This window comes from Phytoactinopolyspora limicola, from assembly GCF_011320225.1.
Lineage (GTDB): Bacteria > Actinomycetota > Actinomycetes > Jiangellales > Jiangellaceae > Phytoactinopolyspora > Phytoactinopolyspora limicola.
The window spans coordinates 46,435-62,179 of sequence record NZ_JAAOEN010000010.1 but is presented as its reverse complement, the minus strand read 5'-3'; the positions used below and the strand labels follow the sequence as shown (position 1 = coordinate 62,179).

Annotated in this window: 13 protein-coding genes; 7 read left to right on the top strand and 6 right to left on the bottom strand. The window is 68.3% G+C overall.

The window, feature by feature from the left end; translation table 11 throughout:
- Window positions 1-42 precede the first annotated feature (42 nt).
- Window positions 43-1,173 (top strand): glycoside hydrolase family 15 protein, encoded by a 1,131-nt coding sequence (locus G8760_RS20655; protein ID WP_207782545.1) that lies wholly within the window; start codon window positions 43-45, stop codon window positions 1,171-1,173.
- Complete coding sequence (locus G8760_RS20650; protein WP_166354716.1) at window positions 1,170-3,407, top strand: TIM-barrel domain-containing protein; 2,238 nt, start codon at window positions 1,170-1,172, stop codon at window positions 3,405-3,407. Before G8760_RS20655 ends, G8760_RS20650 begins: the two co-directional genes overlap by 4 nt.
- Window positions 3,408-3,425: 18 nt before the next feature.
- Here the strand turns inward: G8760_RS20650 and gndA are convergent, their stop codons facing one another.
- Both gndA and G8760_RS20640 read right to left on the bottom strand, forming a co-directional pair.
- The gene (gene gndA, locus G8760_RS20645; protein ID WP_166354715.1) at window positions 3,426-4,871 is read right to left on the bottom strand and encodes an NADP-dependent phosphogluconate dehydrogenase; all 1,446 of its coding nucleotides are present in this window, start codon (window positions 4,869-4,871) and stop codon (window positions 3,426-3,428) included.
- 48 nt (window positions 4,872-4,919) lie between these two features.
- A complete protein-coding gene (locus G8760_RS20640) occupies window positions 4,920-5,435 on the bottom strand; it encodes a gluconokinase (RefSeq protein WP_246222630.1) in 516 nt (171 codons plus the stop codon).
- Window positions 5,436-5,642: 207 nt separating this feature from the next.
- Here G8760_RS20640 and G8760_RS20635 point away from each other — a divergent pair, with 207 nt between their 5' ends.
- Both G8760_RS20635 and G8760_RS20630 read left to right on the top strand, forming a co-directional pair.
- Complete coding sequence (locus G8760_RS20635) at window positions 5,643-7,994, top strand: Tex family protein (RefSeq protein ID WP_166354714.1); 2,352 nt, start codon at window positions 5,643-5,645, stop codon at window positions 7,992-7,994.
- Between the two features lie 221 nt (window positions 7,995-8,215).
- Window positions 8,216-9,097, top strand: a complete 882-nt coding sequence (locus G8760_RS20630; protein WP_166354713.1) for a SigB/SigF/SigG family RNA polymerase sigma factor — start codon at window positions 8,216-8,218, stop codon at window positions 9,095-9,097.
- On the opposite strand, the gene G8760_RS20625 is transcribed toward G8760_RS20630, so the two are convergent.
- Window positions 9,039-9,719 carry a GAF and ANTAR domain-containing protein gene (locus G8760_RS20625; protein WP_166354712.1) on the bottom strand — a complete coding sequence of 227 codons (681 nt, stop codon included), beginning with the start codon at window positions 9,717-9,719 and terminating at the stop codon, window positions 9,039-9,041. The two genes, G8760_RS20630 and G8760_RS20625, sit on opposite strands and share 59 nt — an antisense overlap.
- Before the next feature lie 134 nt (window positions 9,720-9,853).
- On the opposite strand from G8760_RS20625, the gene G8760_RS20620 reads away from it, so the two are divergent.
- Both G8760_RS20620 and G8760_RS20615 read left to right on the top strand, forming a co-directional pair.
- Window positions 9,854-10,948, top strand: a complete 1,095-nt coding sequence (locus tag G8760_RS20620) for a baeRF2 domain-containing protein (protein WP_166354711.1) — start codon at window positions 9,854-9,856, stop codon at window positions 10,946-10,948.
- 288 nt (window positions 10,949-11,236) lie between these two features.
- Window positions 11,237-11,485 (top strand): hypothetical protein, encoded by a 249-nt coding sequence (locus G8760_RS20615; protein WP_166354831.1) that lies wholly within the window; start codon window positions 11,237-11,239, stop codon window positions 11,483-11,485.
- A gap of 16 nt (window positions 11,486-11,501) precedes the next feature.
- Here G8760_RS20615 and G8760_RS20610 read toward each other — a convergent pair whose 3' ends face one another.
- Window positions 11,502-13,328 carry a transketolase gene (locus G8760_RS20610; RefSeq protein WP_166354710.1) on the bottom strand — a complete coding sequence of 609 codons (1,827 nt, stop codon included), beginning with the start codon at window positions 13,326-13,328 and terminating at the stop codon, window positions 11,502-11,504.
- 114 nt (window positions 13,329-13,442) lie between these two features.
- A complete protein-coding gene (locus G8760_RS20605; RefSeq protein ID WP_166354709.1) occupies window positions 13,443-14,435 on the bottom strand; it encodes a helix-turn-helix transcriptional regulator in 993 nt (330 codons plus the stop codon).
- A 61-nt stretch (window positions 14,436-14,496) separates the two neighbouring features.
- Between G8760_RS20605 and G8760_RS20600 the strand changes: the two genes are divergently transcribed.
- Window positions 14,497-14,964 carry a pyridoxamine 5'-phosphate oxidase family protein gene (locus tag G8760_RS20600; RefSeq protein WP_166354707.1) on the top strand — a complete coding sequence of 156 codons (468 nt, stop codon included), beginning with the start codon at window positions 14,497-14,499 and terminating at the stop codon, window positions 14,962-14,964.
- A 78-nt stretch (window positions 14,965-15,042) separates the two neighbouring features.
- Here the strand turns inward: G8760_RS20600 and G8760_RS20595 are convergent, their stop codons facing one another.
- Window positions 15,043-15,636 carry a hypothetical protein gene (locus tag G8760_RS20595; RefSeq protein ID WP_166354705.1) on the bottom strand — a complete coding sequence of 198 codons (594 nt, stop codon included), beginning with the start codon at window positions 15,634-15,636 and terminating at the stop codon, window positions 15,043-15,045.
- Window positions 15,637-15,745: the final 109 nt, after the last annotated feature.

The window sequence follows — 15,745 nt, the reverse complement described above, 5'->3', positions numbered from 1 at the left end:
CAGCCTCCTCTACGTAAGAGCTTGCCCAGAAGGAGAACGTCGTTGATCGACCTCGAAGCGCTGGCCCGGCACAGCCACCGCGTCATCACCACCCACCAGGCACCCTCGGGTGCCTACCCGGCGAGCCCGTCGTTCAGTGCGTACCGCGGGTATTGCTGGTTCCGCGACGGCGCGTTTATCGCCGAGGGGGTGAGCCGGTACGGCGACTGGTCCAGCGCCGGGGCGTTCCACACCTGGTGTGCCCGGGTACTGGTGGAGCGCTCCGGCCAAGTGGACGAGCTGATCACCCGGGCTGCCCGGGGTGTGGTGATACCGTCGGCCGATCTGCTGCCCACTCGGTACACGCTGGACGGCGAACTCGGCCGTGATCCCTGGTGGGACTTCCAGCTCGACGGGTACGGCACCTGGCTGTGGACCGTCGACGAACACCTGCGTCGCCACCCGGCCGACCCCGGCGTCGACCCCGACGACCTGCAGAAGGCGGTGGTGACCGCCGTCCGGTATCTCAGTACGTTCTGGAACCGGCCCTGCTTCGACTGGTGGGAAGAACACGACGACCAGCGGCACGTCTCCACGCTGGGCGCGATCCACGCGGGGTTACGCGCGGTGACGGCCAACCCGTGGTTGGGGGCCGGCCTGACTCTCGCGGACCGGGCAGCCGCCAACGCTGTGGTCGAGGAGATTTCCGCGGTGCTGACCCGAGAGGGCGGCGTTGTCGACGGTCACCTGGCGAAGTGGCTGGGCACGTCCGCCGTCGACGCCAGCTTGCTGGCCTGCGTGGCGCCATTCGGCCTGGTGAGCCCGGATAGTGAGGTGGGCCGGGCCACCGTGGACGAGGTCGAGCGGCAGCTCTGCGTGGACGGTGGTGTGCACCGATTCGTCGCGGACACCTTCTACGGCGGCGGTCAGTGGCCGTTGCTGACCGCTTTTCTCGCGTGGAATCGAGCCGTGGCCGGCGACCGTACGGCCGCGCTGGAGGGCCTGCGTTGGATCGCGGCGCAGGCCACACCCGACGGTGAGCTACCCGAGCAGGTGGACCATCACCTGCTCGCGCCGGGTCGGCAGCAGGAGTGGGTCGACCGCTGGGGTCCGGTGGCCACCCCACTCCTGTGGTCGCACGGGATGTACCTGATCTTGGCCGACGAGCTGGGTGTGACGGGAGGTGTGCGGTGATTCGGCACCGGCCACACGGCTCCGGCCATCCGTACGCCACCACCGGTGATCAGCGAGTGCCGGCCGAACCCGAGGCGGGCGAGAGGTGTGAGCTGAGAGCACGTGCGTCGGCCAGCGTGCGGTCGATGCGTTGCGAATGGGCCGCCGGAGACCAGCCGATCCACGAGTGGCCGATGCGTCCGCCAGGTGGCGACGCGGTCGGGGATGCCGCCGCGGACGGTGGCCACCTGGCTGCCGCGCAGGCACGTTCACTGGCCGATCAGCAGTACTGGCACGTCACCACGCCGCCGCTGACCGCTGGGACCACCTACCGGTATCGGTTCATCGCCGACTACGACGACCAGCGCACCCGCTCGACCCGCTGGTACGACGTCACCGCCGCCGAATGGCGCGACGACGGTGGCACGCTGATCGTGGACCGGACGGCGGCCGCGTCTTCGACGGATGTGGACGGCACGGCGCGGTGGCTGGTTGGGTCTGATGGGCCGCGCCGGGTCCGGTTCGACCTGCCGCTGGCGCCCGGCGACCGCGTCGTCGGCTTCGGTGAACGCTACGACCACGTCGATCAGCGCGGACGCCTGCTCGACGCCGTCGTCTTCGAGCAGTACAAGCAGCAGGGCGCCCATGGCCGCACCTACTTGCCGATGCCGTTTGCGATGGTGGTTGGTGAACGCACCTGGGGTTTCCATGTACGAACGTCGCGTCGCACCTGGTACGACGTCGGCGCCAGCCGCCCGGACACGTTGACCGTCGAAGCCGAGACGGGTGGCGACGACGAACTCGTCGTGCGGATCTACGACGGCAGCCCGACCGAGATCCTCAACACCTTCCTCGACGACGCCGGCCGCCCCGAGCTGCTGCCGGACTGGGTGTTCCGGCTGTGGGCCAGCGGCAACGAATGGAACACTCAAGCCCGCGTCATGGCGGAGATGGAACACCACCGCACCCACGACATCCCGGTCGGCGCCCTCGTCATCGAGGCCTGGAGCGACGAGTCCACCTTCACCGCGTTCCGTGATGCGGAGTACGACGTCAACGAGGACGGCTCCCCGCATCGGCTCAGCGACTTCCGCTTTCCGCCGGCCGGCGCCTGGCCCGACCCGAAGGGGATGGTCGACGAGCTCCACGACCGCGACATCAAGGTGTTGTTGTGGCAGATCCCGCTGCTGAAGATGCGCCCACACCCGACCGGGCAGCTGGCGGCGGATGCCCGGGCCGCCGTCGAGCAGGGACTCGTCGTCACCGAGGCCGACGGCCGTCCTTACCGGAACCGGGGCTGGTGGTTCCCGCTGGCTTTGATGCCAGATCTAGCCTCGCAACAGGCCCGGACCTGGTGGACGGAGAAACGTCGTTACCTGGTCGAGGAATTAGGCATCGACGGATTCAAGACCGACGGCGGCGAGCACGCCTGGGGGCACGATCTCCAGCATGGTGTCTCGTCGGCCGACGGCCCGCAGGACGGAGCCGCCGCCAACAACCTCTTCCCGGTGCACTACGCCCGCGCTTATGGCGACCTGTTGCGTTCATGCGGCAAGGCACCGGTGACGTTCAGCCGGGCCGGGTTCACCGGCTCCCAGGCACACGGTGCGTTCTGGGCCGGGGACGAGGACTCCACGTGGGACGGGCTCCGGTCCGCGGTGACCGCCGGTATCACCGCCAGCGCCTGCGGCATCGTCTACTGGGGCTGGGACCTGGCCGGTTTCTCCGGTGATGTGCCGGACGCCGAACTGTACCTCCGCGCCACGGCGGCGTCCTGCTTCATGCCGATCATGCAGTACCACTCGGAGTTCAACCACCATCGGCGTCCCTGGCGGGACCGCACACCGTGGAACGTGGCCGAGCAGACCGGCGACGAACGGGTCATCCCCGTGTTCCGTCGTTATGCCCACCTGCGGGATCGGCTGGTGCCGTACTTGGCCGAGCAGGCCGCCCACACCGTGGCCGGGGGTGCACCGCTGATGCGCGGGTTGTTCTTCGACTATCCGGGTGACGACGATGCCTGGGTATATCCGCGTCAGTACCTGTTGGGTGACGATCTCCTCGTGGCTCCGGTGGTCGATCCGGGCGTGACCAGCTGGGACACCTATCTACCGGGTGGAGAGTGGGTCGACGCCTGGACCGGGCAGGAGTTGTCCGGTGGCAGCGTGGTCACGCGGGAGGTTCCGATCGACGAGGTCCCCGTCTACTGCCGCAGCGCGAGTTGGCCCCGGCTCCGCCACGTCTTCTCCCCGTGATCCGGCAACGATCACGGGCTAACGTTGCTGTTCGGTGCGGGTTCCCGACCAGTCGACGTGGAAGGTGCCCTCGCGGTCGACCCGGCGGTAGGTGTGCGCCCCGAACAGGTCACGCTGTCCTTGGATCAGCGCTGCCGGTAGGCGTTCGGCCCGCAATCCGTCGTAGTAGGCCAGGGCACTGCTGAAGCCGGGCGCCGGCACACCTAGCTGAGCCGCGGCGGCGACCACCCGCCGCCAACCGGCCTGGGCGTCGGCCACCGCGGCGCGGAAGTACTCGTCCACCAGCAGCGTCGGCAACTCGGGGCGGCGATCGTAGGCGTCCCTGATCCGGTCCAGGAAACGCGCCCGGATGATACAACCGCCCCGCCAGATGGTGGCCATAGCGCCGAGGTCGACGTCCCACCCGTACTCCTCACTGGCGGCCCGGATGGTGTCGAATCCCTGAGCGTAGGCGACCAGCTTGGAGGCGTAGAGGGCGTCGCGGATGTCGTCGACGAACCGGTCCTGGTCGCCGACGTCGGGTACTGCCGACGGCCCGCTCAACGACGCACGGGCCGCCTCGCGTCGTCGCGCGTCGCCGGAGAGCCCCCGGGCGAAGACCGCCTCGGCCATGCCGCTGACCGGCACCCCGAGCTCCAGCGCGGAGATGACGGTCCAGCGCCCGGTGCCTTTCTGCCCGGCCTGATCGAGGACGATGTCGACGAATGGGCGCCCGGTGGTGTCGTCGACGTGCGCCAGCACCTCGGCAGTGATCTCCACGAGGAACGATTCCAGGTCGCCGCTGTTCCACCGGCCGAACACCTCGGCGACGGCGGCCGGCTCCATGCCAAGCCCTAGCCGCAGGAGGTCGTAGGACTCCGCGATGAGCTGCATGTCGGCGTACTCGATGCCGTTGTGCAGCATCTTGACGAAATGCCCGGCGCCATCCGGCCCGACGTGTGCACAACACGGGGTGCCGTCCACCTCGGCGGCAATCCTGTCGAACATCGGCCGCAACGCCTCGTACGCATGACCGCTGCCACCCGGCATGATGCTCGGTCCGAGCAGGGCACCTTCTTCACCGCCGGACACGCCGGTGCCGAGAAAGTGGATGCCGTCCGCGCGCAGCTGGTCCTCGCGCCGCCGGGTGTCTTGGTAGTGGGCGTTCCCGGCGTCGACAACAACGTCACCGTCGTCGAGTAGTGGCCGCAGCTGATCGATCACCGCGTCGGTTGGGCCACCCGCCTGCACCATGACGATCACCTTGCGAGGCCGCTCCAGGGCGGCGACCAGCTCCTCGAGGCTGGCGGCGGGCACGAAGGTCCCCTCGTGTCCGAACTCGGCGACCAGTGCGTCGGTACGCTCCCGGCTGCGGTTGTGAACCGCGACCCGGTAACCGTTCCGGGCCAGGTTACGCGCCAGATTGCGGCCCATCGTGGCTAGTCCGGTGACGGCGACGTCCGCTGATTGCTGCTGCTCGGCCATGTTCTCTCCGTTCCGGTGTGCGGCTCAGCGCCGACGGCTACGTCCGGCTCAGTGACCCAATTCCAGTCCGTCGATGACGTCCTGCACCATCTGCTCGGGTGTACCGGACACGTCCACCGCGATTCCAGCCTCGTCCGGCTCGAGCGGCTCCAGGGTGTCGAACTGTGATTCGAGAAGCGAGACCGGCATGAAGTGTCCCCGCCGGTAACCGACCCGCTCGCCGATGACGTCGATGTCTCCGGCCAGATACGCGAACCGCACCAACCCGTCGGCTTCACCCAGCACATCCCGGTAGACACGCCGCAACGCCGAGCAGGTCACGACCGTGCTCCGACCGTCACCGGCTTGCGCACACATCCAGTCGACGATGGCCCGCAACCATGGCCAGCGATCGTCGTCGGTGAGCGGTTCACCCGCGGCCATCTTGTCGACGTTGGCTGGTGGGTGGAAGTCGTCACCCTCCGCGTAGGGCCATGCCAACTGCTGGGCCAGCCTCTTCGCCACTGTGGTTTTGCCCGAACCGGACACTCCCATGACGATGACGTGCTGGGGTCCTGCCTTCACCGGGCGACCTCCTGTCAGAACCGTGGGACGGCTCGGGGCGACCTCCGCAAACGACGTCAAAGGTAGCACCATGACCACGGCGGGCCGCTCGCCGTCCTGGCCGCCCACCCCAGAACGACAACAGGCAGAATATCCCTTCCGGGAGTGGCGTCGTGCGCCTGGCCCGGAGCCAACCGCACCGAGAGGATCGATCGGGGAGCCGTGACAGTGACCACGCAGGACCGGGTGCACCACAAGATCGCTGAAGAGCTCGGAGTCCGCGAGACCCAGGTGGCCGCAGCCGTCGCGCTGCTCGACGACGGCGCCACCGTGCCGTTCATCGCCCGGTATCGCAAGGAAGCGACGGGAACACTCGACGACGCACAGCTTCGGGTGCTGGAGGAGCGCCTGCGTTACCTTCGCGAGCTCGAAGAGCGCCGGGCGGCCGTCCTGGACTCGATCCGCGACCAAGACAAGCTGACCCCGGAGCTGGAAGCGAAGATTCATGCGGCGGAGACGAAAGCCCGCCTGGAAGACATCTACCTGCCGTACAAACCCAAGCGGCGGACCAAAGCCCAGATCGCCCGGGAGGCCGGGCTGGAGCCACTCGCCGACACGCTGCTGAGCGACCCCACGCAGGACCCCCAGACGACGGCCGCCACCTTCATCACCGACGGTGTGCCGGACGCCGCGGCCGCGCTGACCGGAGCCAGGGCGATCCTCGTCGAACGTTTCGCCGAGGACGCCGACCTCATCGGTGACCTGCGCGAACGGGTGTGGTCGCGGGGGCGCCTCGTATCCAAGGTGCGGGCCGGCGCCGAAGCGGCCGGTGCCAAATATTCCGACTACTTCGACTTCGCCGAGCCGCTGTCGCGGCTACCATCACACCGCGCCCTGGCGCTGTTCCGGGCGGAGAAGGAGGAGATCCTCGATCTGACGGTGGAGCCCACCGCCGAGGACGACGACCAAACCGGCCCGACCGACTACGAGCGTGCCATCGCCCACCGGTTCGGCATCGAGAACCGGGACCGGGCGGCCGACCGCTGGCTGGCCGACGCGGTCCGCTGGGCCTGGCGGACCCGCATCATGGTCACCCTCGGGCTCGACCTCCGCATGCGTGTGCGCCAGGCTGCTGAAGAGGAAGCCATCCGGGTGTTCGCCAGCAACCTCCGTGATCTCCTCCTCGCCGCGCCAGCCGGCACCCGGCCCACGATGGGCCTGGACCCGGCTTACCGCACCGGTGTCAAAGTCGCCGTGGTCGACGCCACCGGCAAGGTGGTCGCTACCACTACCGTCTACCCGCACAAGCCACAGGCCCGCTGGGACGAGGCACTAGCCGTCCTCGAGCAGTTGGCCCGCGACCACAACGTCGAACTGATCGCCATCGGCAACGGCACCGCGTCGCGGGAGACCGACCACCTCGCCGGCCAACTCGTCGCGGCACATCCGGAGCTGAAGCTGACCAAGGTCATGGTCTCCGAGGCCGGGGCGTCGGTGTACTCGGCGTCGTCGTTCGCCTCACGTGAACTCCCGGATCTCGATGTGTCCATCCGTGGCGCGGTGTCGATCGCCCGCCGCCTGCAAGATCCTTTGGCCGAACTGGTGAAGATCGAACCGAGGTCGATCGGTGTCGGGCAATACCAGCACGACATCACCGAAGGCGCACTCTCCCGCTCCCTCGACGCGGTAGTCGAAGACTGCGTGAACGCGGTCGGGGTCGACCTCAACACCGCATCGGTGCCCCTGCTGTCCCGGGTATCCGGCATCAGTACCGGGCTGGCGGAGAACATCGTCGTGCACCGGGAAGACCACGGTCCGTTCTCCTCCCGCACCGCGTTGCAGCGGGTCCCCCGCCTCGGCCCGAAGGCCTTCGAACAATGCGCCGGGTTTCTGCGCATCCGCGGCGGCGACGAGCCGCTGGACGCCTCCAGCGTGCACCCGGAGTCCTATCCCCTGGCTCGCCGGATCGCCCAGGCTGCCGGCGGTGACCTCCGCACCCTGCTGGGTAATGGCCGGGCGCTGCGCGGGCTACGTCCGACCGACTTCGTCGACACCACCTACGGGCTGCCTACTATCACCGATGTCCTGGCTGAGCTGGAGAAACCCGGCCGCGACCCCCGCCCGACGTTCAAGACGGCAACGTTCAGCGAAGGCGTCGAGACCGTGGCCGACCTGAAGCCCGGGATGCGGCTCGAGGGAGTGGTCACCAACGTGGCGGCGTTCGGGGCGTTCGTCGACGTCGGCGTCCACCAGGACGGCCTGGTGCACATCTCGGCGATGTCCCACGAATACGTCAAAGACCCGCGCGATGTCGTCAAACCCGGCGACGTCGTACACGTCAAGGTGCTCGACGTCGACGTGCCCCGCAACCGGATCTCGCTGACGCTGCGTCTCGACGACGAGGTCAGCGCCGGCAAGCCGGCGCAGCGGCGCTCGCCTGGTGGCGACGGCACCCGAGGTCCGGCCGGGCCTCGACGGGGTGACGGACCACGACGCGACCGTGGTCAGGGTGGCAAGAACGAACCACAAGGTGCGATCGCCGAGGCCCTGCGCCGCGCCGGCTACACGTCAAAGGGGTGACGCGCCCGATCCTCGCCCGAGGCCTGGGCCCATTGGCCCCCCTGGGCCCACCCAACCGCAACGGCGTCACCCGTCCTCGGTGATCGTGGCCGGATTTCTGCCCTACCCACCGGTTGATGAGCAGGGGCCGGTTGACATGCCGCCGGAGCCATGTTTGGCTGACAAGTAGGTGGTTAAGCAGCAGCCACATCACATTCCGACCTGTTCGGTAGGTGTTGGCCGTGCCTCTCGCGACCGCCAGATCCACTTCCTTAGCTCATTCCGCAAACAATCATGCTGCCCCCGCCGGTGACGGCACCGGCCGGGCGGAGAACACACATCGGCTATTGCGCCGAGCCGCCAATGCCGGACCAGCCGAGCAGCGGCGGTTGCAGGATGAAGCCATCATGCTCAACACGGGGTTGGCCGAGTCGATCGCCCGCAAGTACGCGGGACGCTCCGAAGATGTCGCCGATCTGACCCAGGTGGCCTACCTGGGATTGGTGAACGCGGTACGCCGGTACACACCCGAACGTGGGGTGGACTTCGTCTCGTTCGCCATGCCTACCATTGCCGGCGAGGTCAAGCGATACTTCCGCGACCACGGCTGGACCATCCGCCCACCGCGGCGGATCCAGGAGCTGCATCGCCAGATCACGACCACCGCGGCGGGGCTGGCGCAACGGCTGGGCCGCCTCCCCACACCCGGTGAGATCGCCGCCGAGCTGGACCTGGACGTACGCGACGTGGAGGAAGCGCAGGCGTGCCATAGCTGCTACACACCCATGTCGCTCGACGCACCCGTCCACACCGAGGACGGTGGCTCGTTATCGGATGTGATCGGTGCCGACGACGCCGGTTTCGGGCGAGCGGAGGCGAGGACGGTCCTGCGTCCGTTGTGCCGCGCGTTGTCACCGCGGGACCAGCGCGTTCTGTACTTGCGATTCGTCCGGGGGTGGACCCAACAGGAGATCGCCGACGACATGGGCATCACCCAGATGCAGGTGTCGCGGCTGCTGGCTCGGATCCTCGGTCACCTCAGGCGGCGGCTGAACACGCGGCCGGTCAGTCGACAGGCAGGCTCCGGGTCGAGATCAGCTGTTCCGCTACCTCGCGCAGCTTGATGTTGCTGTCTTGAGAATGTCGCCGGAGGACGTCGAACGCACGATGAGCGTCGAGCCCGTACCGTTCCATCAGCAACCCCTGTGCCTGCCCGATGATGTTTCTGGTCTCGACCGCGCGCCGCAGCCCGATCTCTTCCTGCAGGAAGTCCAACGCCACCGAGGCGTGGCTGGCCAGCACCCGGGCACGTTCGGCATCGGCCTCGTCGAGCTGGCCAACCGAGCTGGCATAGAGATCGAGAGTGCCGATGGTACGGCGACTGGTGTACAAGCAGGCGCTCACCGCGCTGCGGAATCCGAGCTCCGCCATCTGCGAACCCCACTGTGGCCAGCGGTGATCCTGGCTGGTGTTACTGACGAGGCAGGTGTCGTGGTCATCCGCGGGGTCGAACCCGGGAGCCTCGTGCATCGCGGACCGGATCCGCCCCGCCTGCTCCGCTTCGGCGCCGGTAGCGGCCGCGACCTCCCACCGGTGACTGGACCGCAGCAGGGCGACGCCGCCTTGTTCGGCGCTGGTCATCTCGGTGGCGTATTCCGCGATGCGCTGCGCGGCGTGATCGAAATCCGGCTCCGTAGCGAGTTGACGAGCCGCGTCGGCGAACTCCGCCGAATCCTGCACATTCATGACAACCTCCACAATCGGCCCACCAACGGTGCGCCGAACCCCCCGCCTGACGGCTACTCCACCACTACTCATACCGCCAGCGAGACGAGATCGCATCGATATCGTGATTCTTTCTTTATCTTTGGAGTGATCTTATGCGCCCCACCCAGCCCCATGCCACTACCGACGTGATCTCCCAGGTGTGCCAGCATCCCGGGCCGTTCCTCACGGCGTACCTCGACGTGAGCCGCAACGTCGACGAGGCACCCCACCGGTTGGCCGTACGCTGGCGGTCGGCACGCGAGCAACTGCAGCGGATGGCCGCGCCCAGCGAGCTGATCGACCTCGCCGAAGAACGGATCACCGAACCAGTCGACATGCCGGGCTCAACCGCCCGGATGGTCGTGGCCGCCGACAACGACATCGTCCTCGACGACGTCGTGCCCCGGCCACGTTCCAACGAGACCGTCACGTGGGGGCCACTGCCAGACCTCACCGGTTGGCTCGCCGATCGCAGCACCGCGGTGCCGATCCTCGTCGTACTCGCCGACCGAGAGGGTGCCGACTTCGAGCTCTACGCTCCTTGGCCAGAACGGTTGGTGACCCATGACAGCGCCGACGGCGACACGAAACACCTCACGAAGGTCGCCGTCGGCGGGTGGTCGCACAAGCGGTACCAGCGGCGCGCCGAGGAGACCTGGCGCCGCAACGCCGAGCAGGTCGCCGCGGAGATCGACGAGCTGATCACCACCGGCGTGCGGGCCGTCGTGACGGCTGGAGATCTACGCGCCCAGGGTGAGATCCGGCAGGCGGTGAGCGAGCCGGCCAGGGCCGCCCTCGTGGAGCTCGAGACCGGTGGACGCGCGGCCGGAAGTTCACGGACTGTCCTGGACGACGCCATCGACGAGGTGGTCCGGGAGGCCGTCGACAGTGACCGACGGCGGGTCTTGAACGAACTGGAAGAGGAGGCTGGCCGCGACGGCGCGGCCGTGCTGGGCGTCGACGGAGTTCTGCCCGCCCTGGTCCAAGGCCGGGTCCGCACCGCCGTGCTTGCTCCTGAGGTGGCCTCGGGCACCGTGGTCGAACCCGCCGCTCACCCCGGTCTGCCATTGCCGGCCGCGGCGCGGGAGGCCGGGCCGGTGCGCGCTGATCTGGCGGTGTTGTGCGCGTCCGCCGCGACGGACGCCGAGACCGTCGTGACCGGGCGGCCGATCAGTGCTGACGGGGTGGCTGCCGTGCTGCGCTGGTGACGAACTCGTGGCGCGGGTCGTGCAGTCCACCAACACCACCACCTGACGGGGGAACGCCACATCCATCACCCAGTCGGCGAGCACCCGCGCCTTCCGGTGCGTCGTTGGCATCCGCGCCAGGTGGTAGAGCCGGTGCGTCGCCCACGCCGGCCGTTGTGATCGCTCATGTCCCGCGCTTACCCGGGCTCCCGTCGTCGAAACGGCCACGGGGAGTACGCGGCCGGGTGGTGGGTAACCACGGGGGACGACGACATCGTCGATGCCGGAAACGAGACCTGGAGGACAGTTATGAGTGTGTGCGACGTATGCGGCAACGACTACGACCGCAGCTTCAGCTTGCGCACGCCGGACGGCCACGAACACACCTTCGACAGCTTCGAGTGCGCCATCCACCGGTGCGCCCCACGGTGTGCGCACTGCGCCTGCCGGGTGATCGGGCACGGCGTGGAGGCCCGGGGATTGGTCTACTGCTGCGCCCACTGCGCGCGGATTTCGGGCGTCGACGGAGTCGCCGACAATGCCGAACGATCCGTCTGACCCGGTACCGCCCCGGTCACCGGGCCGCGAGCTGGGAAAGCACCGCGGCGGCGATCGACGAATGGTCGATTCCCGCGGCTACGAGCTGCTCGGCCGGTGTGGCGGAGCCGGGCATGGTGTCGACCCCGAGCCGGGTGATCCGTGGCGCCACCGCGCCGGAGAACGCCTGGCAGACCGCGTCCCCGAGGCCACCTTCCGGGCGATGATCCTCGACGGTCACCAGGAACCCGGTGTCGCCAGCGGCCTGGTGCAGGGTGACCGCGTCGACCGGTTTGATCGAGTAGAGGTCGATGACACGTGTCGCAACACCATGCCGGGCTAGGTCGTCGGCCGCGGCGAGCGCCTCGTGGACGGTGACTCCGGCCGCCACCAGCGTGACCGCGTCGGCGGAGCTGGAACGCAGTACGCGGCTACCGCCCACCTCGAAGACCTCTCCGGGCGGGTAGATCACTGGTGTCTCGCCCCGGCAGGTACGCAAGTAGCGGATACCGGCACGGTCGGCCAGCTGCTCCATCAGCATCCCGGTCTGGTTGGCGTCACAGGGATGGATGACCGTACTCGAATACACCGCACGCATCACCGCGATGTCCTCGAGGCCCATCTGCGACGGCCCGTCGGCCCCGATGGCCACTCCGGCGTGGGACCCGACGAGGCACAGGTTTGCCCGGCTGACGGCCGCCATCCGAATCACGTCGTAGGCCCTGGCCAGGAAGGCGGCGAAGGTGGCCACGAACGGATTCCAGCCCCGTGCCTGAATGCCGATGGCGGCGGCGACCATCTGCTGCTCGGCGATGTAGAACTGGAAGAACCGGTCGGGGTGCTCGGCGGCGAACCGCTCCATCCGGGTGGAGTCGGACACCTCGGCATCCAGCCCCACGACATCGGGACGGGCTCGAGCCAGCGCGGCAAATGCGGCTCCGAACGCATCGCGCGTGGACTCGGTGTCGCCGAGTTCGTAGACGGGTGGCTGGTACCGTCCGCGTTCCCCGAACCGGTGGGGAGGGGCGAGGTAGGGCGGTTTGGATACGTTTACCCGATGGTGGCGGACTCCGCCGAGTTCGGCGATGGCCCGCCGGCCGTTGCCGACCGGCTTGCCGTGGTGCCCCTCCTGATCGGCCACCTCGGCGATGCCGGCTCCCTTGACCGTGCGGGCCAGAACAGCGGTGGGTCGAGTGGAGGTCAGCGCCTCGCGGTAGGCGGCGTCGATCTGATCGAGGTGATGACCGTCGATCCGGAGCACGCGCCAGCCGTGCGCCTCGAAGCGCCGGGCGTAGGCGCCGATATCCCAGCCGAATCGGGTTGGTCCGCGCTGGCCGAGCCGGTTGACGTCGATGATCGCCACCAGGTGGTTGAGCCCTTCGTATGAAGCGTGCTCGACCGCCTCCCAGACCGATCCCTCGGCCAGTTCGCCATCTCCGCAGAGCACCCACACTCGGTAGGGCAGCCGGTCCAACCGCTGCCCGCACAGAGCGAGGCCGACGCCGGTGGGTAGACCGAGCCCCAGGGAGCCGGTTGCCACGTCCACCATCGGCGCGCGAGGGGTGGGATGGCCTTCGAGCCGGCTACCGAGGGCACGGTAGGTGACCAGTTCGTCGTCGGTGATCAGGCCGGCCGCCTTGCCAAGTGCGTATAACAAAGGCGAGGCGTGTCCCTTGGAGAAGATCAGGTGATCGTTCTGCGGGTTGGCACGATTGTTGATGTCGTAACGCAGGTGCCGGGCTGCCAGTACGGCCACGAGGTCCGCCGCGGACAGGGACGACGTCGGGTGGCCGGAGCCGGCCACCTCCGCGCAGCGGACCGCATCTACCCGTAGCTGTTGGGCCAGCGCCGCCAGTTCGGACATGTTTCCATCAGCCACAATCCACCCTGTTACCCGAATCGAGCCGATTCCAACATCCTGATGGGGTATTCCCTCAGACCCGGAAGCACCCGGGTGAAGGCAGAAATCCGGCGACGATCACCGGCACTCGGGGCGCCCAGCGTTCTGATCGGCGAGGGCTTGCCCGATGGAGTGCAGCGACTGACGCAGCGACTCCGGTTCCAGGACCTCCACACCGGGCGCCAAGGCCGCCAGCTGCCGCAACGCCACGTCTTCTCGTTCGGTTGGCAGGGTGAGCACACACCAGCCATCGGCGTCGGGTGGTGTGGCCGTCGCCCGCGCGGATGTCGCGGACGCCGGACCGACGTAGTGGTGGAGGTTGCGTAGCGCCCACGGTGCCAGCCGCACCCGGCACCGGTATCGCAGCAGCGACAGGTCGAACGCCGCGGCCGACGCCGCCCACCACTCAGCCAGCTCGAAACCGTCCGGCCGGTCGACGCGTTCGTCGCGTGGCTCGACCGCACCGATCCGCCCTACGCGGTAGGTCCGGATCTGCCCGGGTGCGCCGTCCGGTGTGGCCACCAAGTACCACGTCCCGGCCTTGAGCACGAGGCCAAGTGGGCCGAGCCGGCGCGAGACCGGACCGTCCGGACGCTCATAGCTGACGTCGATCTGCCGGCCCGCCCACACCGCTTCGGCCACCGTGGGCAGCGCCGCAGGTGTGTCTTCGGCATCGAACCATCCGGGGGCGTCGAGGTGGAAACGCTCCCGCAGTCGGCTGGCCCGGCCCCGAAGTTCCGGAGGCAACGTGGCGATGACCTTGCTCTCGGCCGCTGTCAGCACGGCCCCTAGTCCGAGATCGGCCACCGCTGCTGGTGCACCGGCCAGGAACAGCGCCGCGGCCTCGTCTCCGGTGAGACCGTCCAGGCGGGTCCGCCAGCCTTCTACCAGGTGGATGCCTCCGCCCGGCCCGGATTCGGTCCACAACGGCACGCCGGCCGCCTGCAAGGCAGTGACGTCGCGGTAGACGGTGCGTACCGACACGTCGAGCTCTCCCGCGAGCCAGGCGGCCGTGGCTCCGCGGCGCTGTTGCAGCAGGAACATCAGGCTCATCAACCGGCTGGCTCGCATAGTCCGAATCTATGCCTTAACGCTGACACTGGATGTCAGGAATTCGCTCAATACTTAACTCATGGCCTCTTGGAAACAGTTCTCCACCGAAGCACCAGAGCTAGCCGCGGCGGTCCGGCAGCGCTTCACCTTCACCAAACACCATGTCCTTGCCACGCTACGTGCCAAGGGGGCACCCCGGGTCAGCGGAACCGAGGTCGACTTCCACGGTGATCATCTCGTCATCGGTTCCATGCTCGACGCGATGAAGGCGCGTGATCTACGACGTGACGGCCGGTACGCGCTGCACTCGAACCCGGGCGACGGATCGATGGAACACGGCGACGCGAGGATCTCCGGCCGGGCCCTCGAGGTGCCCACCGATCAGCTCGACGACTACCTCGACCGGCCGATCGAGGCGCCTGGACCGTTCCACCTGTTCCTGATGGGCATCGACGACGTCGTGCTGGCCGGGCTCAACGAATCGCGGACCGGCATGCTCATCCAGCTGTGGCGCCCCGGACAAGCCGTGACGACGTTCAACCGATAATCCTGCCGCTCAGCCTTGGACCGGCTCCCGACACGGCCTGAGCCCGCATCGCAGCCCAGCGACGGGGCTCACCCGTGATCACCGCGGCAGAACCAGCAAGACGGCGACAAGTAGGTCGAGCACACCACACGTCTCGGCGTACGAGCGCACCACCACCTTGTCGCGCCGCAGATGCACGAAGTCCCACAGGCCGTGCAGGAACCACCCCGCGGCCACGACGTACCGGCCGAGATCCGGTTCGACGACCAACCCGATCAGTGCGATCAGCCCGAACCCGACCATCCCCAGAGACTGAACCCGGAACTCTCCGGCGCGGCGTAGCTGTTGGTCGACGACCCCCCAGACCAGCACGATCAACGCCAGCCCGGCGAATGCCGCCGCCGGCGAGACCACACCCACCACACGCAGGACGACGAAGACGACGACCAGCCCACCGAGGACCGGCCACGTCGCCGATCGTCGCCGCAGCGCGACGGCCAGCAAGTACACCAGGGGAAGGAGCACGAGAATCTCAGTGAGGCTCGCCAGCAGTTCCGGCGAGTACCCTCGGCCGGCCGCCAGAAGCGCTCCACCCAGGCCTAGTGCGGTCGGCCAGCGCCGCAGCAGGAACCTGCCCGGATTCCACCATCCCGTGGTGCCGGCCGGGGCTGTCGGACCGTTCGTTGTTGTCATGTCGTCTACTCCTCTTGACCGGATTGCTGCCAGCCTGGAGGAGCGGACCACCGGCGCGTAGTGGCGAATCCCGACGCCGTGGCGTGGATTCGTCACCAGAATGGATGAC